The 23617-nt window shown below is 70.2% G+C and carries 25 protein-coding genes; 12 read left to right on the plus strand and 13 right to left on the minus strand.

What is annotated here, in order from left to right:
• Window positions 1–4: 4 nt before the first annotated feature.
• The 3 genes from AB0M01_RS33645 to AB0M01_RS33655 form a co-directional block, all read right to left on the minus strand.
• A complete protein-coding gene (locus AB0M01_RS33645) occupies window positions 5–1834 on the minus strand; it encodes an alpha-L-fucosidase (protein WP_363676524.1) in 1830 nt (609 codons plus the stop codon).
• A gap of 144 nt (window positions 1835–1978) precedes the next feature.
• On the minus strand, window positions 1979–2407 hold the full coding sequence (locus tag AB0M01_RS33650) for a GNAT family N-acetyltransferase (protein WP_363676525.1): 429 nt from the start codon (window positions 2405–2407) through the stop codon (window positions 1979–1981).
• A 25-nt stretch (window positions 2408–2432) separates the two neighbouring features.
• Window positions 2433–3332 (minus strand): LysR family transcriptional regulator, encoded by a 900-nt coding sequence (locus AB0M01_RS33655; RefSeq protein ID WP_363676526.1) that lies wholly within the window; start codon window positions 3330–3332, stop codon window positions 2433–2435.
• A 76-nt stretch (window positions 3333–3408) separates the two neighbouring features.
• Here AB0M01_RS33655 and AB0M01_RS33660 point away from each other — a divergent pair, with 76 nt between their 5' ends.
• Window positions 3409–4377 carry a DMT family transporter gene (locus tag AB0M01_RS33660; protein WP_363676527.1) on the plus strand — a complete coding sequence of 323 codons (969 nt, stop codon included), beginning with the start codon at window positions 3409–3411 and terminating at the stop codon, window positions 4375–4377.
• Between the two features lie 105 nt (window positions 4378–4482).
• Here AB0M01_RS33660 and AB0M01_RS33665 read toward each other — a convergent pair whose 3' ends face one another.
• Entirely contained in the window at window positions 4483–5154 is a 672-nt protein-coding gene (locus tag AB0M01_RS33665) for a GAF and ANTAR domain-containing protein (protein WP_363676528.1), read from the minus strand.
• A 316-nt stretch (window positions 5155–5470) separates the two neighbouring features.
• On the opposite strand from AB0M01_RS33665, the gene AB0M01_RS33670 reads away from it, so the two are divergent.
• Together AB0M01_RS33670 and AB0M01_RS33675 are read left to right on the plus strand one after the other, a co-directional pair.
• The gene (locus AB0M01_RS33670; RefSeq protein WP_363676529.1) at window positions 5471–6634 is read left to right on the plus strand and encodes a hypothetical protein; all 1164 of its coding nucleotides are present in this window, start codon (window positions 5471–5473) and stop codon (window positions 6632–6634) included.
• A gap of 96 nt (window positions 6635–6730) precedes the next feature.
• The gene (locus AB0M01_RS33675; RefSeq protein ID WP_363676530.1) at window positions 6731–7921 is read left to right on the plus strand and encodes a M20 family metallopeptidase; all 1191 of its coding nucleotides are present in this window, start codon (window positions 6731–6733) and stop codon (window positions 7919–7921) included.
• Between the two features lie 60 nt (window positions 7922–7981).
• Here the strand turns inward: AB0M01_RS33675 and AB0M01_RS33680 are convergent, their stop codons facing one another.
• Entirely contained in the window at window positions 7982–10201 is a 2220-nt protein-coding gene (locus AB0M01_RS33680; RefSeq protein ID WP_363676531.1) for an NADP-dependent isocitrate dehydrogenase, read from the minus strand.
• A 197-nt stretch (window positions 10202–10398) separates the two neighbouring features.
• Here AB0M01_RS33680 and AB0M01_RS33685 point away from each other — a divergent pair, with 197 nt between their 5' ends.
• Complete coding sequence (locus AB0M01_RS33685; RefSeq protein ID WP_363676532.1) at window positions 10399–10893, plus strand: methylated-DNA--[protein]-cysteine S-methyltransferase; 495 nt, start codon at window positions 10399–10401, stop codon at window positions 10891–10893.
• On the opposite strand, the gene AB0M01_RS33690 is transcribed toward AB0M01_RS33685, so the two are convergent.
• From AB0M01_RS33690 to AB0M01_RS33700, 3 genes are all read right to left on the minus strand, one after another.
• Window positions 10890–11345: a GNAT family N-acetyltransferase gene (locus AB0M01_RS33690; RefSeq protein WP_363676533.1), complete on the minus strand. Its 456-nt coding sequence runs from the start codon at window positions 11343–11345 to the stop codon at window positions 10890–10892. The two genes, AB0M01_RS33685 and AB0M01_RS33690, sit on opposite strands and share 4 nt — an antisense overlap.
• Before the next feature lie 27 nt (window positions 11346–11372).
• Window positions 11373–12224, minus strand: a complete 852-nt coding sequence (locus AB0M01_RS33695) for a hypothetical protein (RefSeq protein WP_363676534.1) — start codon at window positions 12222–12224, stop codon at window positions 11373–11375.
• Between the two features lie 225 nt (window positions 12225–12449).
• Window positions 12450–13175 (minus strand): helix-turn-helix domain-containing protein, encoded by a 726-nt coding sequence (locus AB0M01_RS33700; RefSeq protein ID WP_363676535.1) that lies wholly within the window; start codon window positions 13173–13175, stop codon window positions 12450–12452.
• Window positions 13176–13256: 81 nt separating this feature from the next.
• On the opposite strand from AB0M01_RS33700, the gene AB0M01_RS33705 reads away from it, so the two are divergent.
• The 4 genes from AB0M01_RS33705 to AB0M01_RS33720 all read left to right on the plus strand — a co-directional run bounded on the left by AB0M01_RS33705 (window position 13257) and on the right by AB0M01_RS33720 (window position 15335).
• Complete coding sequence (locus tag AB0M01_RS33705; protein WP_363676536.1) at window positions 13257–13835, plus strand: GNAT family N-acetyltransferase; 579 nt, start codon at window positions 13257–13259, stop codon at window positions 13833–13835.
• Window positions 13836–13885: 50 nt separating this feature from the next.
• Window positions 13886–14086: a hypothetical protein gene (locus AB0M01_RS33710; RefSeq protein ID WP_363676537.1), complete on the plus strand. Its 201-nt coding sequence runs from the start codon at window positions 13886–13888 to the stop codon at window positions 14084–14086.
• Window positions 14087–14162: 76 nt separating this feature from the next.
• Window positions 14163–14768: a hypothetical protein gene (locus tag AB0M01_RS33715; protein WP_363676538.1), complete on the plus strand. Its 606-nt coding sequence runs from the start codon at window positions 14163–14165 to the stop codon at window positions 14766–14768.
• 81 nt (window positions 14769–14849) lie between these two features.
• Window positions 14850–15335, plus strand: a complete 486-nt coding sequence (locus AB0M01_RS33720) for a hypothetical protein (RefSeq protein ID WP_363676539.1) — start codon at window positions 14850–14852, stop codon at window positions 15333–15335.
• Window positions 15336–15343: 8 nt separating this feature from the next.
• Here the strand turns inward: AB0M01_RS33720 and AB0M01_RS33725 are convergent, their stop codons facing one another.
• Window positions 15344–16177 (minus strand): helix-turn-helix transcriptional regulator, encoded by an 834-nt coding sequence (locus AB0M01_RS33725; protein WP_363676663.1) that lies wholly within the window; start codon window positions 16175–16177, stop codon window positions 15344–15346.
• 208 nt (window positions 16178–16385) lie between these two features.
• Here AB0M01_RS33725 and AB0M01_RS33730 point away from each other — a divergent pair, with 208 nt between their 5' ends.
• Window positions 16386–17216, plus strand: coding sequence for an SAM-dependent methyltransferase (locus AB0M01_RS33730; RefSeq protein ID WP_363676540.1), 831 nt, complete (start codon window positions 16386–16388; stop codon window positions 17214–17216).
• Window positions 17217–17219: 3 nt separating this feature from the next.
• Here AB0M01_RS33730 and AB0M01_RS33735 read toward each other — a convergent pair whose 3' ends face one another.
• Window positions 17220–17804: an XRE family transcriptional regulator gene (locus AB0M01_RS33735; protein WP_363676541.1), complete on the minus strand. Its 585-nt coding sequence runs from the start codon at window positions 17802–17804 to the stop codon at window positions 17220–17222.
• Between the two features lie 54 nt (window positions 17805–17858).
• Here AB0M01_RS33735 and AB0M01_RS33740 point away from each other — a divergent pair, with 54 nt between their 5' ends.
• Window positions 17859–18539, plus strand: a complete 681-nt coding sequence (locus AB0M01_RS33740) for an AzlC family ABC transporter permease (RefSeq protein ID WP_363676542.1) — start codon at window positions 17859–17861, stop codon at window positions 18537–18539.
• Window positions 18539–18862: an AzlD domain-containing protein gene (locus AB0M01_RS33745; RefSeq protein ID WP_363676543.1), complete on the plus strand. Its 324-nt coding sequence runs from the start codon at window positions 18539–18541 to the stop codon at window positions 18860–18862. The genes AB0M01_RS33740 and AB0M01_RS33745 overlap by 1 nt, the downstream gene beginning before the upstream one ends.
• Here AB0M01_RS33745 and AB0M01_RS33750 read toward each other — a convergent pair.
• Window positions 18859–19725: an aminoglycoside phosphotransferase family protein gene (locus AB0M01_RS33750; protein ID WP_363676544.1), complete on the minus strand. Its 867-nt coding sequence runs from the start codon at window positions 19723–19725 to the stop codon at window positions 18859–18861. The genes AB0M01_RS33745 and AB0M01_RS33750 overlap by 4 nt on opposite strands.
• A 268-nt stretch (window positions 19726–19993) precedes the next feature.
• Here AB0M01_RS33750 and AB0M01_RS33755 point away from each other — a divergent pair, with 268 nt between their 5' ends.
• On the plus strand, window positions 19994–20854 hold the full coding sequence (locus AB0M01_RS33755) for a hypothetical protein (protein WP_363676545.1): 861 nt from the start codon (window positions 19994–19996) through the stop codon (window positions 20852–20854).
• On the opposite strand, the gene AB0M01_RS33760 is transcribed toward AB0M01_RS33755, so the two are convergent.
• Both AB0M01_RS33760 and AB0M01_RS33765 read right to left on the minus strand, forming a co-directional pair.
• Window positions 20830–21465, minus strand: a complete 636-nt coding sequence (locus AB0M01_RS33760) for a class I SAM-dependent methyltransferase (RefSeq protein ID WP_363676546.1) — start codon at window positions 21463–21465, stop codon at window positions 20830–20832. The two genes, AB0M01_RS33755 and AB0M01_RS33760, sit on opposite strands and share 25 nt — an antisense overlap.
• 61 nt (window positions 21466–21526) lie before the next feature.
• Window positions 21527–23596, minus strand: coding sequence for a spermidine synthase (locus tag AB0M01_RS33765; protein WP_363676547.1), 2070 nt, complete (start codon window positions 23594–23596; stop codon window positions 21527–21529).
• Window positions 23597–23617: the final 21 nt, after the last annotated feature.

Here is a 23617-nt window from a genome sequence, read left to right on the forward strand (position 1 = left end):
CGTGTCAACGCAGCGCGGCCCCGACCTCCGCCAGCCGGTCGGTGTAGACCTTCGCCATCCGCCCGTCCTTGCCCGGGCCGACGTTCAGCAGGTACTGGTAGCCGTGCTCCCGCTGGTACGTCTCCTCGGCCACGATGTCCTCAGTGGTCCGCGGCGGCAGCGACTGGTCGGTGTTGAACCAGTCCCAGTTGCTGGTGCTGATCATGTCCGACATCTGCACCGGCTCGGCGATCCCGGCCGGCGGCCGCCCGTCCTCGTACTCGAGCACGTCCGAGGTCGCGATCGTGTCGTTCTTGTCGTTGTTCACGATCACCGTCCCCGGCGACACGTTCCGCACGAAGTCCCGCACCTGCTCGAACGGGATCTTCTGGTAGCCGGGCACGTAGGTCCACGCGTCGAACCAGAGCTGGTTCACGAACCCGTACTGCGTGAGCAGCTCGCGCAGCTGGTTGATCACCAGCTCCGGCGTCTCGCCGTTGGTCCGGTCCCAGATCGAGTAGTACAGCCCGACGCCGAGCCCGGCCTTGCGGAACGAGTCGGCGTACTGCCGCACGACATCGCCCTGATAGGGGCTGGAGGCAACGTCGTAGGTGTTCGAGGCGGTGTCCCAGAGCGCGAACCCGTCGTGGTGCTTGGTCGTCAGTACGCCGTACGACATGCCGGCGCTCTTCGCCGCCGCGGCCCACTGGTCGGTGTCGAGCGCGGTCGGGTTGAAGACGCTCGGCGACGTGCCGGGCGTCGCCCACTGCTCGTTGGTGTACGTGCCGGGCCCGTAGTGGATGAACATGCCGAACTGGTTGGTCCGGATGTGCTCGGCGACGTTCGGCTGGGTCAGCGGCTCGGTGCCGAAGATCTGCACCTCGGCGAGCGTCAGGTAACCGGTCAGCGCCGACTGGATCCGCACGTACCGCGCGGTCCCGCGCAGGTCGACGCTCTTGTCGGCGCCGATGTTGCGGACGCGAGTCGCGGTCACGCCCTGCTGCCGCAGTGTGCGCTGCAGGTCCGTCGAGGCGAACGGCCGGTCCGAGGTGAGCACGTAGAAGTCGCGGAGCCGGTCGGTGCAGCAGTCGGTCCGGTTGAAGACGCGCACCGAGGTGAGCCGCTTCGACGTCCCGAGATCGGCTTGCCACCAAGGGGTTTTCTCGCTCGTCGTGTTGCTCAGCGAGCTGCCGCTCCAGGCGCCGTTGGTGTTGCCGTCCTGGGCGCGCGTCGGCGCGCCACCGTCGGCGACGCTCGACTGCGAGGTCTTCGCGGCGAGCGCCAGGTTCCGGTACGGCGACGGCTTGGCCGGCGCCGCGCTGCGGACCTCGACCTCGGCCAGCGCGAGCGGGTTGTGACCGGCCAGCTGGATCCGGACGTACCGGCCCTGCCGGCCGACCGGGACCTCTACTTTCATCGCGACCCGGTCGACGTGGATCGCGGTGACACCCGGCTGGCGCCGCGTCTCCGCCAGCGAGTTCGAGGTGAACGGGCTGTTCGAGACCAGCACGTAGAAGTCGGCCAGGCGGGCGACGCAGCAGTCGGTCCGGTTGTAGATCGCGACGCCGCCGATCTGCCGGCGCGCCTCCAGGTCGACCTGCCACCAGGCCTCGTCCTGCTCGGCGGTGTGGGTCAGCGAGCCGTTCCAGAACCCGCCGTCGCGGTTGCCGTCGACCGCGCGGGCAGCGGGAGCGGCGGTCTCGTACTCCGAGCTCTGGCTCGCCGTACGGCCGAGGGCGAGGTTCGTCTGGTCGGTCGTCGGATCGGCCTGGGCGCCGGGTGCGCCGAGCGTCGCGGCGAGAAGTACCAACCCCAGCAGGGCCGGCACGAGCCGGCGGCTGCGGGAAAGATCCACTGTGAGCACAGTGATCCCCTGTCTGTCGTGGGCGGACGACAGGAGAGTAGGGAATTAATTCGGAAAATACTAGATCGTATAGGATCTCGGTTTTACCTGGCCTGGTGATCCAGCACGGCCGGTTCAGGAATCGTCGGATCCGGATCAGGTCAGCGGCTTGAAGAAGTGCACGTCCTCGGCGCCGCCGGGGATCCCGCGGGTGCGGCCGGTCTCGACGTAACCGTGGCGCTCGTAGAACCCGGGCGCCTGGAAGGTGAACGACGAGACGCACGCGCGGTCGCACCCGCGGCGCCGGGCCTCTTCCTCCGCGGCGACCAGCAACTTGCTGCCCCAGCCGTCCTGGCGGCTGTCCGCGCGGACCCAGAGCATCTCGATCCCGAGCAGGCCGCCCCACGTCCACGCGGTCAGGCCGCCGACGAGCTCGCCGGCGTCGTCGACCACCTTGACCGACAGCTCGCCCTGGTCGTCGGCGGTGGTCCCGGTCGCTGGGAAGTTGACCTCGTCCAGCCCCGCGGAGAGACGCTCGCTGAGGTCCTTGTCGCCGTCCCCGACACTCATCGTCGTATCCGTCATGCGGGCCAGTTTGTCAGCGCGAAGGTCAGGCCATCGCGGCCTCGTGCAGGGCCGCGGCGACGGCTTCCACCGCCGGTGTCCGGGTCGCGCGCGTCAGCAGGAAGACCTCGCGGTCGATCGGTCCCTCGGCAAGCGGCCGAACAGCGACCCCCGGTACGCCGTACCCGAGCACGAGATCGGGCAGCAGTGCGCAGGCGCCCGCCGTACGGACCATCTCGACCAGGATCAGGAAGTCGTCGGAGGCGTAGCGCAGATCGGGCTCGAAATGGCCGAGATCGCGGCACGCGCGGATCTGCATGTTGCGGTGCCCGGTCCCGGGCTGGCAGGCGGCCCAGCGTTCTCCGGCGAGGTCGGCCATCCGGACTTTCGCGTTGCCTGCTTGGGGATGCGACTCGGGCAGGACGAGCCGAACCTGCTCGTGGACCAGCGACTCGCGGGTCAGATCGGCGTGCACCGGGCGTGGTTGGCCGGCGTACTCGTCGCCGACGACGGCGTCGAGCTGGCGCAGCCGCAGGGCCGGGATCGACTCCTCGACCTCGGCCTCGGTGACCTCGACACGGATGCCGGGATGGCTGGCGCCGAGCGTCGCGACCGCGGGCGCGACGATCTGCAGGAACGCCGACTGGAACGCCGACACCCGGACGACGCCCGCCGGGTGCCCCGCGGCGATCGCGGCGACCTCGGCCTCGGCCGCCTCCAGGCCGTCGAGCAGCACCGCCGCGTGCCGGACCAGCGCCTGGCCGGCGTCGGTGAGCCGGACGGTACGACCGGTCCGTTCGAGCAGCTTGGCGCCGGCCTCACGCTCGAGCACCGCCAGCTGCTGGGAGATCGCGCTGGGCGTGTAGCCGAGCGCGCGGGCGGCGCCGTGCATCGTTCCGCGGGCGTGCAGCTCGCGGAGCAGGCGAAGGCGGCGAAGATCCAGCATCGTGCAGCAAATCTACTCGGTGTCATGCAGAAACGTGAGATGGACCTGAACGGTTGAACGCTGTCAGCATCGTCGCGTGGGTCCTCTCCTCTGCCTCCTGTCCGCCGCCTGCTTCGGCGCGATGGCGATCTTCGGCAAGCTCGCGTACGACGCCGGCGTCGGTGTCGGCGACCTGCTGCTGGTGCGCTTCGCGATCGCCGCCGTGCTCCTGCTGGTCGTCGCCGGTACGACGGGCGCGCTGCGCGGCGTCCCGCGCCGGTCGCTCGTGGCCGGGCTCGCGATGGGCGGGATCGGGTACGCGACGCAGTCCGGGCTGTTCTTCGGCGCGCTCGGCCGGATCGACGCCTCGCTGCTTGCGCTGATCCTGTACGCCTACCCGGCGCTGGTGACGGTCGGCGCGATCCTGCTCGGCCGCGAGCGGGCGTCGCGCCGCCGGATCGCCGCGCTCGTGCTGGCCTCGGTGGGTACAGCGCTGGTGCTCGGCGGGGCGGCGACGGGCACACTCGATCCGCTGGGCGCCGCGATGGGCTTCGGCGCGGCTGTTGCCTACATGGTGTACATCCTGGTCGGGGACCGCGTGGGCGCTGCAGGTGGCGACCGGCCGACCGGCGTGGCCCCGGGCGCCGCGGACGGCGGCCTGCCGGCCGGTGCCGACGGCGGCCTGCCTGCCGGTGCCGGGATTCCGCCTGTCGCCCTCTCATCCCTCGTCTGCACCGGCGCGGCGTGCACCTTCGCGCTCGCGTCCGTCGTACGAGGCGGGCCGCAGTTCGGCTTCGCGCCCAGCGGCTGGCTCTGGCTGGTCGCGATCGCCGTGATCAGCACCGTGGCCGCGATCCTCGCGTTCTTCGCCGGGATGGCCCGGGTCGGGCCGTCGGCGGCGTCGATCCTGTCCACGCTCGAACCCGTGGTCACGGTGTTGCTCGCGGCAACGATCTTCGCCGAGAACCTCACCGTGCCTCAGGTTCTCGGTGGCGTGGTCGTGCTCGGTGCGGTGCTGGTCGTGCAGTGGCCGGCCCGGAAGCGAGCGCTGGTGCCGGCCACCTAGCTAGTCCGGCAGCATCCCGCGCTAGTCGCCAGCATCCCCGCGCTAGTCGGCAGCATCCCCGCGCTAGTCCGGCAGGATCCCGCGCTACTCCGGCAGCATCCGGCGCTAGTCCGGCAGTGCACCCCGCTCGACGACGTGCAGGGCGACCGAGCTCAGCCGCTGGTTGCGGTCCTGCGAGTACCGCTTCAGGACGCCGAACGCCTGCACCGGGTCCAACTGGTACCGCTCCATCAGCCGCCCGACGGCCTGGCCGACCTCCTTGCGGGAGTCGATCGCCTCGTGCAGCGAGACCTCCAGCCGGGCAGAGGCGATCGCGATCGACGCGTGCAGCGCCAGCAGCCGGGCGGCCTCGCGGTCGCCGTCGCGGAAGACGAACGGCGAGGCCGAGACCAGGTTCAGTACGCCGCTCGTGGAGTGCGCGGTGTGCAGCCGGATCGCGAGCGCGCTGCGGATGCCGTTCGCCGCCGCGGTCGGTGCCCAGCGCGGCCACCGTTTGTCGGTCATCGTGTCCTCGACCAGAACGTCCTCGTGATCCTTGATCGCCAGCAGGCTCGGCCCCTCGCCGATCTCGACCTGCAGCTGATCAGCCGCCGTGACCAGCTCGTCGGTCGCGGCCACGGTTCGCGGCTGTTGCCGGTGCATCAGCAGCACCGACGCGTGGTCGTAGGGCAGGACCTCGACCGCGAACTCGAGCACGGACTCGACCGTGGCCAGGACCCCGACCCGATCGTGCAGATTCATCGCCAGCTCGCCGTAAGCGCCGGCCTGTTCGGTCATTCTCGTCTCTCCACGCGTGAGCAGGGAGCCGAGGCGCCGGTCTCTGGACGCCCCCAGTACGTGCGCCCGATTTTACCCACTCGCTCCGGGGACTGCGGGTTCGCCCAACTTCGCGCGGCTCTCGACGGGCGGTCTCCCCGCTCACGCCGGGTGACAACCCGCACACCAAGCGGTAGCGAAAACGAAAAGATTCGGGTTATCCCCATTGCGCTGAGTGGTCGATCGGATACATGCTGCGGAAGGTTGTATCCAGCAACTGTCGTGCGGCCCGTGAGAGGGAGCCTGCTCCCGCCGCTGACTGGACCGAGGAGAACCGATGACCTTCCGCCCCCGCCCCCTCGTGCTCGCCACGCTGAGCTCGTTCGCCCTGGTCGCCGCCGCGGCCGGTGGCGCTGTCGCCGCCGTCGCCCCCGAGGGCGCGGCCGCCGTACCGCAGGTGAAGGCGCCGGCCGCCACCGACACCGACGGTGACTCCCTGCCCGACGCCTGGGAGACCAACGGCTACGACGCCAACGGCGACGGCGTCGTCGACGTGAACCTGCCCGCGATGGGCGCGACGCCGAACAAGAAGGACCTGTTCGTCGAGATGGACTACATGGAGGGCCGGCTCGCGAGCACCGCCGCCCTCGACCGGATCGTGCAGACCTTCGCGTCGGCGCCGGTCAGCAACCCCGACGGCAGCACCGGCATCCGTATCCACCTCGACGCCGGCTCCGCGCGCGGTACGGCGTACGACCTCGGCGGCGGCAACCAGGTGCCCTACGACAGCAACCTTCAGCCCGCCGAGGCGCAGACCGACGCGATCAAGGCGACGAACTTCGCCTCCGCGCGCAAGGCCGTCTTCCACTACATGCTCTGGGCCGACGACTACGACAACACCTGCAGCAGCGGCAACGCGTTCGCGATCCCGAACGACACGTTCATCGTGACGATGGGCCCGAAGTGCCAGTGGACCGTCACCGAGAACATGAACGTCGGCACCTTCATCCACGAGCTCGGGCACGACCTCGGCCTCAAGCACGGCGGCACCGACCACGTGAACTACAAGCCGAACTACCTGAGCGTGATGAACTACCACTTCCAGTTCGACGGTGTGCCGCGGACCAGCGGCCCGGCCTGGTTCAGCTACTCGAACTTCGCGCCGCCGTCGCTGAACGAGTCCAGCCTGAAGGAGTCGACCGGCCTCGGCAGCGCCGCGGCGAGCTGGAAGACCAAGTGGAAGTGCCCGAACAACACCACCCGGACCTCGGGCGCGGCCAACCTCGGCATCGACTGGAACTGCGACGGCGACACCGCCGACACCGCGTCGGCCGACATCAACCGCGACAACAGCCGGACCACGCTGACCACCCAGAACAACTGGGCCAACATCCAGTTCGGCGGCGGTGACGTCGGCGGCGGCGCGTCGCAGAACAAGGTGAAGACCCCGGCGCACGAGCTGAAGGAAATGACCGTGCACGAGTACCAGCACGAGCACTGAGTACGGCGAACGCGAGGTGGCTGATGCGGCAGGAACTCGCCGGACCTGCCGCTCAGCTGTCCGGGACACCTCACCCGTCCCCGTTACCGTTGACGGGTGAGTACCACCGAGCTGGCTGAGCAATTCCGCAACGAACTGATCGAGCTGCGCCGGGCGCTGCACCAGGCACCGGAGCTGGGGCTGGAGCTGCCGAACACGCAGGCGCTCGTCCTCGCGGCACTGCGTGATCTCGACCTCGAGATCACGCTGGGCGGCCAGCTGAGCTCGGTCACCGCGGTCCTGCGCGGTGCCGGCGACGGCCCGGCGGTCCTGCTCCGTGGCGACATGGATGCCCTTCCGCTGACCGAGCGGCTCGACCTCCCGTACGCCTCCCGGCACCAGGGCCGGATGCACGCCTGCGGTCACGACCTGCACACCGCGATCCTGGTGGGCGCTGCCAAGGTTCTGCACGCCCAGCGCGACCAGCTCGCCGGGGACGTGGTCTTCATGTTCCAGCCGGGCGAAGAGGGCTACGCCGGCGCGCGACTGATGATCGAGGAGGGTGTGCTCGACGCGGCCGGACAGCGAGTCGTCGCGGCGTACGGGCTGCACGTGCAGTCCACCGAGACGCCGCGCGGGCACTGGCGCAGCAAGGCCGGGCCGCTGATGGCCGCGGTCGGCCAGTTGGAGATCCGGGTTCTCGGTGCCGGCACGCACGGCTCGCTGCCGCACCGCGGCCAGGACCCCGTACCGGTGGCGGCGGAGATCGTGCTGGGCTTGCAGACGATGGTGACGCGGCAGTTCGACGTCTTCGACCCGGTGGTGGTGTCGGTCGGGCGCCTGGTCGCCGGGACGACGTCGAACATCATTCCGGCCGAAGCGAGTCTGGACGCCACCGTGCGGGCGTTCTCGGCCGCGACCATGGAGAAGGTGGAACGAGCGGCTCGGCAGCTGGCCGAGCACGTCGCCGCGGCGCACGGACTGACCGCCGAGGTGACCTTCACGCCCGGCTACCCGGTGGTGAACAACGACGCCGAGGAGTTCGCGCTGGCCCGGGACGCGGTCGTCGACCTGTTCGGAGCCGAGCGCTTTCACGAGTACGCGCACCCGACGATGCCGGCCGAGGACATGGCCTACGTGCTGGCCGAGGTGCCGGGCGCGTTCCTGCATCTCGGCGCGGCGGCCACCGACGACTGGGACAACGCTCCCGCGAACCACTCGCCGTACGCGGCGTTCGACGACTCCGTCGTACCCGAGGGGGCTGCGCTGCTGGCCGAGCTGGCTCGCCGCAGGCTGGCGCGCGGCTGATACCGGCCGGGACGACGAAGGGGCGCTCACCTGTGCGGGTGAGCGCCCCTTCGGCTTGCCTCAGGACAGCGAAGCGAGCGCGTCGTTCCAGGTCTTCGACGGCCGCATCGCGGCGGCGGCGAGCTCCGGGTTCGGCTGGTAGTAGCCGCCCAGCTCGACCGGGCTGCCCTGGACCGCGAGCAGCTCCTCGACGATGGTCTGCTCGTTGGCCGCCAGCGTCTCGGCGACGCCGGCGAAGGCCTTGGCCAGCTCCGCGTCGTCGGTCTGCTTGGCCAGCTCCTGCGCCCAGTACAGCGACAGGTAGAAGTGGCTGCCGCGGTTGTCGATGCCGCCGACGCGGCGGGTCGGCGACTTGTCCTCGTTCAGGAACGTCGCGGTCGCCCGGTCCAGGGTGTCGGCCAGGATCTGCGCCCGGGCGTTGCCGGTGGTCTGGGCCAGGTGCTCGAAGCTCGCGGCCAGCGCGAAGAACTCGCCCAGGCTGTCCCAGCGCAGGTAGTTCTCCTTCGCGAACTGCTGCACGTGCTTCGGCGCCGAACCGCCCGCGCCGGTCTCGAACAGACCGCCACCGGCCATCAGCGGCACGATCGACAGCATCTTCGCGCTGGTGCCGAGCTCGAGGATCGGGAACAGGTCGGTCAGGTAGTCGCGCAGCACGTTCCCGGTCACCGAGATGGTGTTCTCGCCGCGGCGGATCCGCTCCAGCGACAGCTTGATCGCGTCCACCGGGGCCAGGATCTTCAGCTCCAGGCCGTCGGTGTCGTGCTCGCCCAGGTACTCGTTGACCTTGGCAATGATCTGCGCGTCGTGGGCGCGGGTCTCGTCCAGCCAGAACACCGCCGGGTCGCCGGTCGCCCGGGCCCGGGTGACGGCCAGCTTGACCCAGTCGCGGATCGGCGCGTCCTTGGTCTGGCAGGCGCGGAAGATGTCACCGGCCGACACCGTCTGCTCCAGTACGGCGTTGCCGTCGGCGTCGACCAGCCGGACGGTCCCGGTGGTGGCGATCTCGAAGGTCTTGTCGTGGCTGCCGTACTCCTCGGCCTTCTGCGCCATCAGGCCGACGTTCGGGACCGAGCCCATCGTCGCCGGGTCGAAGGCGCCGTTGGCGCGGCAGTCGTCGAGCACGACCTGGTAGATCCCGGCGTAGCTGCTGTCCGGCAGTACAGCGAGGGTGTCGTGCTCCTGGCCGTCCGGGCCCCACATGTGACCCGAGGTACGGATCATCGCCGGCATCGACGCGTCCACGATCACGTCCGAGGGGACGTGCAGGTTGGTGATGCCCTTGTCGGAGTCGACCATCGCCAGCGCCGGGCCGGCCGCGAGCTCGGCGTCGAACGACGCCTTGATCTCGTCGCCCTGCGGGAGCCCGGCCAGGCCGTTGAGGATGCCGCCGAGGCCGTCGTTCGGGGTCAGGCCGGCGGCGGCCAGCTGCTCGCCGTACTGGGCGAAGGTGTTCGGGAAGAAGGCACGCACCACGTGGCCGAACACGATCGGGTCGGAGACCTTCATCATGGTGGCCTTCAGGTGCACCGAGAACAGCACGTCGTCGGCCTTGGCCTTCGCGACCTGCGCGGTGAGGAACTCGCGCAGCGGCGCGACGTGCATCACCGACGCGTCGACGACCTCACCGGCCAGCACCGGGACCGACTCGCGCAGCACCGTCGTGGTCCCGTCGTCGCCGGCCAGCTCGATCCGCAGCGTGCCGTCGGCCGGGATCACGACCGACTTCTCCGTCGAGCGGAAGTCGTCGGCGCCCATCGTCGCGACGTTGGTCTTGGAGTCGGCGGTCCAGGCGCCCATCCGGTGCGGGTGCGTCTTGGCGTAGTTCTTGACCGAGGCGGGCGCGCGGCGGTCGGAGTTGCCCTCGCGCAGCACCGGGTTCACCGCGGAACCCTTGACCTTGTCGTAGCGGGCCTGGACGTCCTTGTCGGCGTCGGTCTTCGGCTCGTCCGGGTAGTCCGGCAGCGCGTAGCCCTGGCTCTGCAGCTCCGCGATCGCGGCCTTCAGCTGCGGGATCGAGGCCGACACGTTCGGCAGCTTGATGATGTTCGCCCCGGGCGTCTTGGCCAGCTCGCCGAGCTCGGCCAGCGCGTCCGGGATCTGCTGCTCGGCGGTCAGGAAGTCCGGGAACAGCGCCACGATCCGACCCGCCAGCGAGATGTCCCGGGTCTCGACGGCGACCCCGGCCTGCCCGGCGTACGCCTGGATCACCGGCAGGAACGAGTACGTCGCCAGCGCCGGCGCCTCGTCAGTGTGGGTGTAGATGATGGTCGGGTCTGTCACCGTGTACTCCGCTCCCAGTGTGCCAACGTGCAGGGTGCCAAGAAGATGGCGCCCTCCACCTTAATGGCGCCACACCGTCACACCGGCCGCGGGTTTCGGTGACCTCGACCACCTCACCAGGGCGTGTACTGAGGGTGACGCCTCACACGATCGCCTGCTGGGCCGTTTCATCGGTGAACCCGGCGAGAGGAAGCGCGATGAACAACCGGCACACCGTGATCGGCACCAGCCTGGGGGACCTGACCTTGGTCGCCTCCGGGGAGGCGCTGGTGGGGGTCTACTTCCCGAACCACTGGCCGAGGCCGGAGGTGCTTCTCGGGGAGCGGGTCGAGGGTGACGAATTGCTGACGCAGGCCGCTGGGGAGGTGCTGGCGTACCTGGCCGGTGAGCGGATGTCGTTCGACGTGCCGATCAGGCTGCTCGGTGACGCGTTCCAGCGGCGGGTGTGGGGGCTGCTGGCCGAGATTCCGTACGGCGAGACCACGACGTACGGCGAGTTGGCCGAGCGGTTGGGGGACAAGGCGCTGGCTCGTGACGTCGGGCAGGCGGTGGGGCGGAACCCGCTGTGCGTGGTGCTGCCGTGTCATCGGGTGGTCGGCAAGGGCGGGAAGCTCACCGGGTACGCCGGAGGGCTGCGGCGCAAGCAGCTGTTGCTGGAGCTGGAGGAGCCGGTCGGCGCTCGGCTGTTTTAGAGCTGGGGCGTGTAGGCGCTGGCGGGCCAGGCGGCGAGGACCTTGGTTCTGAGGGTGGCGCCGAGGCGGGCGTAGAAGCGTTGGGCGGCTTCGTTCTCGACGCGCATGCCCCAGGTGATGGTGAGGCCGTCGGCCTGGCGGGCGAGTTCGAGCATCAGGAGGCGGCCGATGCCCGCGCTGCGGTGTCGTTCGCGGACGTACAGGTCGTCCAGGGCCAGGACGTCGCCGCCGGACCACAGGTGCAGGCGGCGTACGGCGGAGACGTAGCCGGCCGGTTCGCCGTCCTGCTCGGCGAGGAGGACGGTGACGGCGTCGTCGGCGAGGAGCTCTCGCCAGCGGGCGGCGGTGACGGTGACGTACTGGCCCTCGTCCTGGTGGTCGGCGATCTCGCCGATCAGGGTGCGGACGAGCTCGGCGTCGGCGGGGACTGCACGGCGGATGGTCGTGGACATGTCCAGCAGCGTACGGAGCCGGCCGGGTCAGAGGTGCTTGTTCGCCTGCAGGGTCGTGAGGGCCTGGACGGTGGCGATACCGCGCCAGTCGAGGGCCTGGCCGGGGGACCAGTGCAGGTAGTCGACGTCCCAGCCGCCGTCGTCGTGCTGGCCGGCCGCGAGGCGGTCGAGGTCGGCGTCGAGCTGGTCGGCGGTGAACAGTGCGCGGCTCGGCGTACCGGGGTGGGGCGAGAGCGTGATCGGGGTGATCTTCTCGTTCTCCGTGCCGCCCTCGACGGCGAGGCTGCCGGTGCCGTCGAGGGCCGGCCGGAAGCGCTCGATCGCCGCGGCGGCGCGGGCGGGATCCGGTACGGCGTCCAGGAAGTCGAGGGCGAACTTCACCGTGTAACCGCCGACGCCGTCGGCCTGCTCGAGCGCCGTCCAGCACCATTCGGTTGCCTTAGGCAACCACGGGTGAGTGGAGCCGGCCTGCCAGAGCTTGCCGGCGATCGCGTAGGTGAGGAAGCCGCTGTCCGGCGCCGGGACCATCCACGGTGCGCGCGGGAAGCCGTCGGCGCTCGGGAGGACGGTCGGTACGCCGCCGTCGGGGTTGGTGATCGTGGTCAGCCAGTCGCCGATCTCGCCGACCAGCGGGTGGTCGAGCGCATCGACGGCGGCCAGGACGTCGAGCGCGTGCAGGACGGCGGAGGTCTGGCTGCCCGGGCAGCGAACGTCGGGTTCGAGCGCGTGCCCGAAGCCGCCGTCGCTGGTTCGGTAGGCGACGAGCGCGTCGACGACCTGGTCGGCCGGGGCGCCGTGCAGCAGCACGGCGAGCCGGTGCCGGTCGATCAGTCGCGCGTTGGCGAGAACGAACTGTTCGGCTGCGGTGAGGTCGGTCATGGGTACGACGCTAGGCCCGGGCGGCCGGTGGGGTCTTTCAGGAATTGGACGTGCTTCGGGCCGCGGTGAGGGTGGCGTTCTTCAGGAGCTGGCCGTGCTTCAGGCTGCGGTGAGGGTGGCGTTCTTCAGGTACTGGCCGTGGTTCAGGCTGCGGTGAGGGTGGTGTCCTTCAGGCCGTGGTTCAGGCTGCGGTGAGGGTGGCGTTCTTCAGGTACTGGCCGTGGTTCAGGCCGCGGTCAGGGTGGCGTCCTTCAGGAACTGGAGGGGAGTCAGGCCGGTCAGCCGGCGGACCTCGTCGTTCATGTGGGCCTGGCTCGCGTAGCCGGCGGTGAAGGCACGGGTCGCGAGCGGGTCGTCGCCCGGCTGGGCGATCAGGCGGCGGAGGCGGGCGACGCGGGCGAGCATCTTCGGGCCGTAGCCGACGGCGTGCTGGAGGCGCCGGTTGAGCTGGCGCTCGCTGATGCCGAGGTCGGCGGCTGCTGCGGAGACCTTCGCGTCGGGCTCGGCGAGGCGCCGGGCCGCGGCTACCGCGAGCGGGTCGGGCGCTGCGCGGCGTTGGAGAACGGTCTCGGTGAGCACGCGGAGGCGCTGCGCGGGATCGGCGGCTTGAAGGGCTTCGGTGAGGTCGCGCCCGGCGGCGCCCCAGACCAGGTCGATCCCCACCCGAGCGTCGCGCAGCTCGGCGGCAGGCAGACCGAGTACGGCGCCAGCGGCACCGGGGCGGAGCCGAATGGCACAGCTTGTTTCAGCTGGGTCATCTGCTTCAGCGATCCAGGGACCGGTGTCTGGCCCGGCCACCACCAGCCCCGGCTCACTCCCGAGCCACACCAGATCCACGCACCCGTCCGGGATCACCCGCGTCGTCTTCCCCACCACCGGCTCGCTCTCCCACAGGCAGGCCACCAGCGGCTCCAGACCCACCGGAGCCCGGTACTCGCGGTAACCAGCCATGTCCTCGACCATAACGCTGCCCACCGACAACCGAAGAACAAGAGCATTAGCCTGACCACTCATCTACGAGAGGACCTGCCGATGCATCTCGACTACCCGATCCGGACCGAGCGCCTGGATCTGCGCCCGCATCGGCGCGAGGACCTCGACGACCTGCTGGCCTTCCACTCCGACCCGGACGTCGTCCGCTACGTCCCGTGGCCGGTGCGCGACCGCGCGCAGGTCGAGGCCGCGCTCGAGGTGAAGCTGGGGCAGGGCGAGCTGACCGAGCCCGGCCAGTGGCTCGTGCTCGCGATCGAGCTGCGGGAGACGAAGACCGTGATCGGCGAGGTCCTGCTCAAGTGGGCCAGCGAGACCGACCGCCAGGGCGAGCTCGGTTACGCGCTGAACACGGCGTACCACGGTCGTGGACTGGCCGCCGAAGCCGCTGACGCGATGCTCAGGATCGGGTTCGAGGAGCTGAAACTGCACCGCATCTACGCGCTGATCATCGACGGCAACACCGCCTCGGCCCAGCTCGCGACCCGGCTCGGCATGCACCAGGAGGCGCACCTCGTGCACGCCGCGTTCTTCAAGGGCGAGTGGATCGACGACCTGGTGTTCGCGATCCGCGAGGACGAGTGGCGAAGCCTCCCGGGCCACCAGGTGGACCCCGGGTGAAACGTTCGGGCCGCGTTCCCCGATAGACCCCAGAGAGGGGGCCCGGGGCAATGAAGATGACGGGGGAACCGGCCTGGCGGCTGATCGCGCTGCTGCGGCTGGTCGAGCGTGAGCCGGCCGAGCAGGTCGAGGCGAGCGGTGAGGACGTCGTACTGGACGCCTGGTTCGGGCCGAACTCGCCCGGATCGAGGTCGCCCAGGCCGTGGGCGTGCCTGCACCCGGCCCGGCGGTCCGAGCCCCCGACTTCCTGACCCTGATCTCCGACACTCGGCGTCATGGATTGACCACACCTGGTGTGGGCACTTGACTGGGGAGAAGGAGGTAGAGATGGCGGCTACGGGGTTCTTCGGTGGACAGCGCTATCGGATCGTCTGGACGGCCGTGGTCGGGTTCCTGCTGCTGGCCGGGGCCGGCGCCGCCGTCCTGCTGATCAGCCCGACCACCTGCCTGATGACGTTCGTGATGGGCGCGGGCACGGTCGGCTCGGTCTACCTCAGCGCAGGTCTCGCCGACGGCCGACCGGGCCGCCAGGTCGCGCGCCAGGTCGCCAAGTGGTCGCTGCGCTCCGGCGCGCTCGCGCTCGCCCTCTGCGGGTACGTCGTGACCGCCGGCTGGACGACGATCGCGCTGGTCGTCGCGGTCGCGGCGACTTCGCCGTACGTCGTGAAGCATCTCTGGACGCCGGCCTCGACCGTCGAGCAGTACTCCGACGAGGAGCTGTGCCTGGCCTGGTGCCTGAGCACCACCGCGCTGGAGTCGGCCGGGAGCGCCGACGAGCGGCTGGCGATCACCGCGACCCGCCTCAGCTACCTCGACGAGCTGGAGCGCCGCCAGCCGGAGTCCTTCACGGCCTGGATGGAGACGACGCCCGGGCCGGCCGCCGACCCGAGCGACTTCTTCGTCCGGACCGACCACCACACCTCCCCGGAGTAAGAATCAGTCCCGGAGTAAGAATCAGTTAAGCCGCCGTTCACCTTGTTCCGGGCCGGGCGGGCGGTCAGTAGCATCGTCCGGATGCCGGGGACGACGAGTGGCGGCGTGATCCAGCTCCGGGACCAGGTGGTCGTCGGACGGGACCCCCAGGACACGTACTTCTTCCTGACGATGCCGCGGAACGTGCTGCGCACCCATCCGCTGGTGGTGCACACCACCGGTGTCACCGACCGCTGCGCGGTCACCGGCGACCAGGTCACCCAGGTGCTGGCCAGCGGCGACGAGATGTTCTCCGCGACCTGGACCGTCGGCCGGGCCGACTGGGGCCGGCGCTGGACGGTCAGCACCGACCAGTACGGCTGGCGCGGTGTCGGCGCCGAGGTCGACTACCTGTTCGACCCGGTTGCCGAGGGCACCCGTCTGACCCGGGTGATGACGATCCGGCTCGCGCCCGGGCACCAGTCCTGCGCGGCGCTGCCGCAGTTCACCGACCGGTCGGTGCCGAAGCGCTTCCTGTCCAACGTCAAGCACCGGGTGGAAGCGGTCCGCGCCGCCTTCTCGTTCTGAGCGAGGGACTACGCGGTGGTCTTGATGATGTCCTTCAGGAGCTCCTCGGTCTCGCGCGGCGTGCCGGCGGCGACCGACAGGGCGTCCATCGTGATCACGTACTTGTCGAGGTCCTCGCGCTTGTCCAGGTAGACGGCGCTGGTGAGGTGCTCGATGTAGACGACGTCGGGCAGATCGGCCTCGGCGAAGCGAAGGATGCTGAAGGCGCCGCCGGTCGCGGCGTACAGGCCCTTGTCGAACGGGATGACCTGCAGCGTGACGTTGGGCCGCCGCGAGACCTCCAGCAGGTGCTCGAGCTGCTCCCGCAGTACGCCGGGGTCGCCGACGCCGCGGCGCAGGACCGACTCGTCGACAACGGCCCACAGCCGCAGCGGCCGCAGTCCGCGGGTCAGCACGGCTTGCCGCTCGATCCGCAACGTGACCAGTCGTTCGACCTCGGCCTGCGGCAGCGGCGCTTCGCTGTGGCCGAGCTGCGTGACGGCGCGGGCGTACCCGGCGGTCTGCAGCAGGCCCGGGATGAACTGCGACTCGAAGGTACGGATCATGTCCGCGGCGACCTCGAGGCCGAGGTAGGGGTGGAACCAGTTCGGGGTGAGGTCGTCGTAGCGCTGCCACCAGCCGGGGTTGTTCGCCTGCTGGGCGAGCTCGAGCAGCCGTTCGCGCTCCTCGGCGTCGTGCATCCGGTACAGCGTCAGCAGGTCGTCGACGTCGCGCGGCTTGAAGCCGACCTTGCCGAGCTCGAGCCGGCTGATCTTCGACTCCGACCCACGGATCGCCCAGCCCGCGTCACCGCGGCTGATCCCGGCCTCCTCGCGCATCCGGCGCAGGTGGGCCCCGAGCATGATCCGCAGGGCGGTCGGACCGCCCAATGCGCCCTGCTCCTCGGTCACCGCGATCCTCCCCAGTCGACTTCTCCCGCGACGTGCCCGCCGATCTTTGCACGTCCGGTCCGCCGATGGGGAGTCCGGACCCGCTACTGGGTGTGATATTTCCGCTCCGATGTGGATAGGCTGGGAACTTCAGCCGAATCTCCCCGAGTGAGGTCGCCGCATGTCCGATGCCACCAAGGCTCCGAGTTCCGTCCCGGTGGGTGTGGACACCACCAGGGCCAGTATCGCCCGGGTGTACGACGCCTTCCTGGGTGGCAAGGACAACTTCGAGGTCGACCGCGAGGTGCTGCGTGGGGTCCAGGCCGCCGCGCCGCAGGCCCAGGACCTGGCCTGGTCGAACCGGAACTTCCTGATCCGCTCGTGCCGGTTCCTGGCCGGCCAGGCGGGGATCACGCAGTACCTGGACTGCGGATCCGGTCTGCCGACCGCCGAGAACACCCACCAGGTCGTGCAGCGGATCCAGCCCAGCGCCAAGGTGCTCTACATCGACAACGATCCGGTGGTGCTCGCACACGGCCGCGCGCTGCTCGAGGAGAACGAGAACACGCTGTTCATCAGCGCCGACATCTTCGAGCCGGACGAGGTGCTGAGCAAGCCCGAGGTGCGTGAGTTCCTCGACTTCAGCCAGCCGATCGCCGTGATGCAGGCCGGCACGCTGCACCACTACATCGGCACCGAAGGTGCGCAGATCATGCAGAAGTACGTCGACGCGGTGGTCCCCGGGTCGTACACGGCGATCTCGCACTTCTTCGACCCGGAGACTCCGGAGCACACCGAGGTCGCCCAGCGGATGGAGGAGAAGTTCATCCACAGCCCGATGGGCAGCGGCAGGTTCCGCACCCGCAAGGAGCTGATGGAGTTCTTCCCCGGCCAGGAGCTGGTCGATCCGGGCCTGGTGCTCTGCGACGACTGGTGGCCGGACGGCCCGCGGCTCAAGCCGCTGAACCAGGTCGAGGAGTGCATCGTCGGCGCCGTCGGCCGGAAGGTCTGAGTTCTACGACGTCTCCGACACCAGTACGGCGGTGGTGCCGGGTTCCAGGGCGCGGAACAGGTGCGGGAGGTCGCCCGGGTAGGCGATGTAGTCGCCCGGACGCAGCTCGACCGGCTCTTCGCTGAGCCCGACGAGGGCGCGTCCGGTGCTCAGGACGACGTGCTCGATCGTCCCGGGCATGTGCGGGTCGGACTTGCGGCCGGGGCCGGGGGAGATCGTCAGCCGGTAGATGTCGCGGCGGGCGTTCGGCGGGCAGGACGCGACCAGGGTCGCGCTGTAGTCCGCCTGCTCGGAGCGGATCGCCGGGCCCTCGTCGGCCCGGATCACCTGGACCTTCGGGCGCGGCGGGTCGATCAGGTCGCCGAACTGGATCTCCAGCGCGACGCAGAGCGCCCAGAGCGTCTCGACGCTCGGGTTGCCGGTTCCGGACTCCAGCTGCGACAGCGTCGACTTGGCGACGCCCGCTCGTTTGGCGACCTCGCTCAGCGACAGGCCGGTCCGGGCGCGTTCCCGGCGCAGCGCGCCCGCGATCACATCGAGTGGTGCCTTGGCGTCCAACGGTGTTCGCTCCAAGAGTGTTCGCTCCATCGGTCCATGCGTTCGACTTGACGAACGCCGTACGGTCTGTTCATCATAAAACCCATGCGTTCGATCTGGCGAACACTCGACCCGGGACTGGCCCGCGACATCGCGCTGGTCTGCCTCGCCGACGGCGTCGTCGGCCTCTCGTACGGCGCGATCAGCGTCGGCGGCGGGCTCAGCCTGTGGGTGCCGGTGGCGATGTCGCTGCTGGTCTTCGCGGGCGCGTCGCAGTTCCTGTTCGTCGGGATCGTCGCCGCCGGTGGCTCGCCGATCGCCGCGACCATCGCGGGGCTGCTGGTGAACAGCCGGCACGTCGCGTTCGGGCTCGCGGTCAGCGACGTGATCGGCGGCGGCTGGCGGCGGATCCCGGGATCGCACCTGATGACCGACGAGAACGTCGCGTTCGCGCTCGGGCAGGAGGAGCTGCGGCACAAGCGGGCGGCGTACTGGCTGTGCGGGATCGGGATCTTCGTCTGCTGGAACGCCGGGGTGGTGATCGGCGCGCTGGCCGGGTCGGTGATCACCGACACCGACGCGTTCGGGCTCGACGCGGCGTTCCCCGCCGTGCTGCTCGCGCTGGTGCTGCCCGCTCTGAAAGACAGAGCGACCCGTACGGCGGCGCTCGTCGGCTCGGTCGTCGCGCTGGCGGCGACACCGTTCCTGCCCGCCGGTCTGCCGGTGCTGCTCGCGCTGGTCGGCCTGCTCTTCTACCGACCGATCAAGACTCTGGAACCCGCCTGATGGACAACCCCGCCCTGGTTCTCGCCGCTCTGCTGATCCTTGCCGCAGGCACCTTCGCGCTGCGGGTCGCCGGGCCGTTGATGCGCGCTCGGTTCGAGTTGTCCGAGCGGGTGCAGCAACTGCTGTCCACCGCTGCGGTGGTGTTGCTGGCGGCACTGGTCGCGACATCGGCGTTGACGGCCGGGCACTCGCACGCCGGGGTCGCGCGGCCACTCGGCGTACTGGTTGGTGGGGTTCTGGCGTGGCGCCGAGCGCCGTTCGTGCTGGTCGTGGTCGCAGCCGCGGCTACTGCCGCGGGGCTTCGGCTGCTCGGCGTTCCCTAGAGCACCTGCTGCAGACAGGTCTCGAGCCGGTCCTGCAGTACGCCGGGCGTCAGGTCGGTGCGCCCGAGATCGCGCCACGGGCCCGCGACCTTCTCGGCGTCCGGGGCGAAGCCGAGCGCGTCGAGGACCTGCCAGTGCCGGAGCTCTCCAGAGAGCTGCCCGCCTGCGGCGACGTAGTGGTCGGCGAAGCGCAGGCCGACCTCCGGGCCGTGCAGCAAGGCCAGCGCCGTCGAGCAGTGCGCGACATCCAGGTCGGCCGGTCCCCAGGAGGTCTCGACCCAGTCGACGACGCCGCTGACCTGGTCGCCGTCGAAGAGCACGTTGCCGGGATGGAAGTCCCGGTGCAGCAGCACCCCGTCGTACGGCGGAAGTTCGCGCGCGACGACCTCGACGGCGCGGGCCCAGACCTCGGGACGGTTGGTTGCCTCGGGCACGCGGACCTGGCCGGGGACGACCCAGACCTGGAACTCGCGCGGCCGGGGATCGATCTGGACGCGGTGGATCGCGACGAGTTGCTCGGCGAGCTCGGTCGAGCGGTCGGTGTGGACGTCGACGGCGCCGGGCAGCAACGACATGACGAGGGACGGCGCCTCGCCGGACGAGCCGGTGGAGTCGACCGCCAGCAGACGCGGCGCCGGGACGCTGCCGACGTCGGCGAGGGCGCGGAGCATCCCGGCCTCGCGGTCGAGCAGACCTTCCGCGTGCCGGCGGAAGAATTCGGTCACGAACGAGCGGACCACGACCTCCCGCCCGTCGACGAGCCGGACGCGGCGCATCTCGGACGTCCAGCCGCCGCGCAACGGGGTCACCGTGTCGACGCCGCTGCCGGTCTGCTCGCTCACCCAGCGCAGGATTCGCTCCACGCTCCGCACCCTACGGACGCACCGGGTCCGCTGCCCGCACTGGTCGCGACCTCGGCGTTGACTGCCGGGCACTCGCACGCCGGGGTCGCGCGGCCACTCGGCGTACTGGTTGGTGGGGTTCTGGCGTGGCGCCGAGCGCCCTTCGTACTGGTCGTTGTGGCGGCCGCGGCGACCGCGGCTGGGCTTCGGTTGCTCGGCGTGCCCTAGAGCACTCGCCCTTTCGGGCAAAACGCCTGGAAGGGGTCCTCCGGCGGGTTAGCGTGCGGGTATGACGAGCTACTACCCCGGGGCACCGGTGGCGCCGAAGCGGACCCTGACCTGGGTCGCGGTCGGTTGCTTCGTGCTCGGGATCGTGCTGAGCGGGTTCTTCGTGATCCGCGTGGTGCGGAACCTGCCGGAGGCCCCGACCCGGGTCGACGGCGGGTCGGTGCTGCTCACCTCCGACGGGCTGACCGTCTACTCGACGGTGCCGGCGCTGATCCCGCCCTGTACGGCGAAGGACGCGTCCGGCGCCGACATCCCGCTGGAACGGGTGAAGGGTTCGCAGCAGATCACGCTGAACGGCGACACCTGGTACGTCGTCGCGCAGTCGGTCCGCAAGGTCCCGGCCCAGGAGGTCGTGGTCGCCTGCGACACCGCGGACACCGGCGGCACCTTCTACGCCGGCCCGAAGCTCGCCCTGGCCTCGCTGGTGGGGTCGGTGCTGCTGGCGATCGGCTCGTTCGTCCTGCTCTTCCTGATCGGCATCGTGCTGATCGTCGTCGACACCGTCCGCCGCCGCCGCGCGAGAAAGGCAACCATGGCTCAACCCGGCCCGAACAACCCCCCGACCCAGGCCAACACGTTCCCGACCTTCGGTCAGAACGGCGTCGACCCGGACTACCCGGTCCCGCCCGCCGACGAACCGCGCGGCTACCACCCGCACGGCGGCCCCGGCACCGGCAACGACGGCGTCGACCCCGACTACCCGGCCCCGCAGCCGTCCCCGCCGGACCCGATCTCCGACGGCGTCGACCCGGACTACCCGGCGCCTCCGATCGAGACCGACGGCGTCGACCCGGACTACCCCGTTCCGCCCGCTGAGACGGACGGCGTGGACCCGGACTACCCGGCCCCGCCGCCGAAGTAGGTCGCGATCCAGTAGTACTCGAACGCCTCGAAGCGGACCTCCGAGCCCAGCGCCCGGAGGTCCGCTTCGACGTTCCCGTCCCGCGGGAAGTTCTTCAGCACCTCGTACGCCGACCCGTCGCCCAGCCGCCGCGTCTGAAAGGTGTCGTCGCCGACCGAGCGGATCGGCGTACTGCTGCCCTCGACGTACAGGTTGTCGACGAGCACGACCCGAGGCGCCCGCCGCCCGAGCCGCCGCACGAAGTCGACCGCCTCGGCCCGCGGCACGTGCGACCAGAAGAACCCGGCGAACACCAGGTCGTACTCTCCGCCAAGGCGATCCAGCTCGGCGACATCGACCGCCTGGAACGCGACGTCGCCGTCGTACGCCCGCTCCCGAGCCACCGCGAGCGTCTCCTCGGCCAGGTCGGTCGCCAGCACCGACCGTGCGGCCGGCGCCATCACCTCGGTCCAGTACCCCGTCCCGGCCGCGACCTCGAGCACACGCAGCCCGTCCACCAGCTCGACCACCGCCGACCGCAACCGGCGGAGGTCGTCCTGGCGTTCGGGCTTCGCGTACACCGCGTCGTACTCGCGGGCGCGCCGCCGGTAGTACTCGGTCAGGTCGTCCATCGCAGAACCTCCGTCGTCGTCCGCGGAGGCCCGGAGGGACCCAGACATCAGAACCTAGGCGTCAGGAACCCACCCCGGCAACGGATTTCGGTCGCAGCAGGAACGCTCCGACGTACAACAGGGCCGCGATGATGATCAGGCCGTCGAAGCCGATCAGCAGGGCGGCGTACTCGAGGCAGCCGCCCAGCAGAGCGCCCAGCAGGTTGGCGCCGAAGCTGGCGGTGCTGTCGGCGGTGTCGGTGAAGCGCTTGGCGAAGATGACGTTCGCGGCGAAGATCGGGAGGAACGCGATCAGCACCGCGACGATCGCGCGCAGGCCGATCGGCATGCCGAGCAGCCAGCTGTCGGGGAAGATCCAGCTCAGCAGCAACCCGCCGAACAGGACGACGTACATCGTCTTCAGGGGTGGGGTTTTGAAGCGTCTGGTGACTTCGACGGCCGCGAGGACGGCGACCAGGACGCCGGCGAAGACGATCGCATTGACGACCCAGGTGGTGCCGAAGAGCAGCGCGAAACCGGTGATCGACTTCGTCTCCAGGAGCATGAAGCCCGCGCCGAGCAGGAACAGGTCGGTGTACGGGCGCATCCGCCGGTACGACGAACCGCCGCCCGCGATCCCGACGCCGATCAGACCGGCGACCAGGATCAGCCCGAGCGTCACCAGGTACAGCGACGGGATCCGGTCCGTGAACAGGTACAGGAACGGCCGGTTGTCGGTCGCCGGCGGCGGAGTCGTCGAGGTCGCGCCCGCCCACTCCGCGCCGCAGGCCTGGTCGGCCGGCGTCAGCCCGACCGTGACGACGGCCTGCTGCAGATCGTCGCCGACCTTGTCGACGCACGGCTTGTGCCCGAACGCCTTCTGCGCCGTCGACGCGAGCCGGTCGATCAGCCAGGTCTCGCGGTAGTAGTTGTACATCGCGAACGCGCCGCCCGGCGCCAGGTGCTTCTGCGCGCTCTTGAACGCCTGCTCGGTGAACAGGTAGCTCTCCAGCCGCAGCGAGCTCGCGCCGTTGACCAGCGTCAGCGAGTCCGGCAGGGCCAGCAGGATCAGATCGTACTTCTTGTCGGTCCGCGACAGGAACGCGCGCCCGTCGTCGATGTGCGAGGTGACGCGCGGGTCCTGGTACGGGTGGTCCGGGTGCTGCTCGCGGCCGATGTCGCGCAGCTTCGGGTCGATCTCGACCGCGTCCACGTGCTTGGCACCGTTGCGCAGGGCAACAGCCACGTCGGTGCCGGAGCCGGCGCCGATGATCAGCACGTTCTCCGGGTTCTTCTTCGCGGCACGCTCGTACGGCAGCCCGTACTGCGGCTCCCACTGCAGCCGCTTCTCGGCCGGGATCGCCTGCTGGTGCGGGACGCCGTTCACCTTGATCGTCAGCAGCGGCGTGCCCTCGTACGTCGAGGAGGAGGTCTGCACCTTGTAGTACGGCGACCAGCTGTTGTCCGGCCGGGTCGACTCGTGCAGCAGCACGCCGAGCATCACCAGCAGCGGCGTCGCGACCAGCGCGCCGCTCAGCGCGGCCGCGGTCGCCTTCTTGCCCGGCACCATCAGCGCCAGGAACCCGATGGTGACCAGCAGTCCCCACCAGATCGGCGGCGCGCCGAGGAACGACAGCAGCGTGAACGTGACGATCCCGGTCAGGCTGCCGATCAGGTCGTACCGGTACGCCGTCAGTCGCGGCAGCTCGGTGAAGCAGCGGCCGACCAGCTCGGCCGGGCCGGCCAGGATGACGGCCGCGGCGACGAAGATGATCGGCAGGATCACCCAGACCGGCGGTCCGGTGGTGTCCAGGCTGGTGAAGTAGATGACGCTGTCGCCGGAGCGGTTGACGGTGACCGGTTTCCAGGCGATCACCAGGACGAGCAGGCCGAGCATGATCGGGGAGTAGTACGGCAGCCGCTTCGCCTTCCCGGCGCGCAGGATCCCGATCCCGATGCCGAGGAACGAACCGAGCAGCACGAAGTTGGAGAAGTAGCTGAGGTGGACCACGTTCGAACCGGTCCAGCGGATCAGCGCGAGCTCCAGGAACAGCATCAGCGCGCTGGCCGCGACCAGCCGGGGTTTCACCCCGATCGGGCTCTGCCAGCGGTTCGGTTCGGCCGTACGAGGGGTTGACGAGTCGACTGCCATGCGTCGGCACCTTACCCACGC

Origin of the sequence: Kribbella sp. NPDC051770 (assembly GCF_040681455.1) — a bacterium.
GTDB lineage: Bacteria > Actinomycetota > Actinomycetes > Propionibacteriales > Kribbellaceae > Kribbella.

Bases quoted from the DNA above. Each gene is read 5' to 3' on its own strand.
- AB0M01_RS33665 (WP_363676528.1), bottom strand. From the start codon at position 5,154: ATGACCGAACAGGCCGGCGCTTACGGCGAGCTGGCGATGAATCTGCAC.
- AB0M01_RS33685 (WP_363676532.1), top strand. From the start codon at position 10,399: ATGAACAACCGGCACACCGTGATCGGCACCAGCCTGGGGGACCTGACC.
- AB0M01_RS33655 (WP_363676526.1), bottom strand. From the start codon at position 3,332: ATGCTGGATCTTCGCCGCCTTCGCCTGCTCCGCGAGCTGCACGCCCGC.
- AB0M01_RS33735 (WP_363676541.1), bottom strand. From the start codon at position 17,804: ATGGAGCGAACACTCTTGGAGCGAACACCGTTGGACGCCAAGGCACCA.
- AB0M01_RS33720 (WP_363676539.1), top strand. From the start codon at position 14,850: ATGCCGGGGACGACGAGTGGCGGCGTGATCCAGCTCCGGGACCAGGTG.
- AB0M01_RS33755 (WP_363676545.1), top strand. From the start codon at position 19,994: ATGACGAGCTACTACCCCGGGGCACCGGTGGCGCCGAAGCGGACCCTG.
- AB0M01_RS33650 (WP_363676525.1), bottom strand. From the start codon at position 2,407: ATGACGGATACGACGATGAGTGTCGGGGACGGCGACAAGGACCTCAGC.
- AB0M01_RS33760 (WP_363676546.1), bottom strand. From the start codon at position 21,465: ATGGACGACCTGACCGAGTACTACCGGCGGCGCGCCCGCGAGTACGAC.
- AB0M01_RS33670 (WP_363676529.1), top strand. From the start codon at position 5,471: ATGACCTTCCGCCCCCGCCCCCTCGTGCTCGCCACGCTGAGCTCGTTC.
- AB0M01_RS33740 (WP_363676542.1), top strand. From the start codon at position 17,859: ATGCGTTCGATCTGGCGAACACTCGACCCGGGACTGGCCCGCGACATC.
- AB0M01_RS33745 (WP_363676543.1), top strand. From the start codon at position 18,539: ATGGACAACCCCGCCCTGGTTCTCGCCGCTCTGCTGATCCTTGCCGCA.
- AB0M01_RS33730 (WP_363676540.1), top strand. From the start codon at position 16,386: ATGTCCGATGCCACCAAGGCTCCGAGTTCCGTCCCGGTGGGTGTGGAC.
- AB0M01_RS33690 (WP_363676533.1), bottom strand. From the start codon at position 11,345: ATGTCCACGACCATCCGCCGTGCAGTCCCCGCCGACGCCGAGCTCGTC.
- AB0M01_RS33710 (WP_363676537.1), top strand. From the start codon at position 13,886: ATGAAGATGACGGGGGAACCGGCCTGGCGGCTGATCGCGCTGCTGCGG.
- AB0M01_RS33700 (WP_363676535.1), bottom strand. From the start codon at position 13,175: ATGGCTGGTTACCGCGAGTACCGGGCTCCGGTGGGTCTGGAGCCGCTG.
- AB0M01_RS33715 (WP_363676538.1), top strand. From the start codon at position 14,163: ATGGCGGCTACGGGGTTCTTCGGTGGACAGCGCTATCGGATCGTCTGG.
- AB0M01_RS33695 (WP_363676534.1), bottom strand. From the start codon at position 12,224: ATGACCGACCTCACCGCAGCCGAACAGTTCGTTCTCGCCAACGCGCGA.
- AB0M01_RS33705 (WP_363676536.1), top strand. From the start codon at position 13,257: ATGCATCTCGACTACCCGATCCGGACCGAGCGCCTGGATCTGCGCCCG.
- AB0M01_RS33725 (WP_363676663.1), bottom strand. From the start codon at position 16,177: ATGCTCGGGGCCCACCTGCGCCGGATGCGCGAGGAGGCCGGGATCAGC.
- AB0M01_RS33765 (WP_363676547.1), bottom strand. From the start codon at position 23,596: ATGGCAGTCGACTCGTCAACCCCTCGTACGGCCGAACCGAACCGCTGG.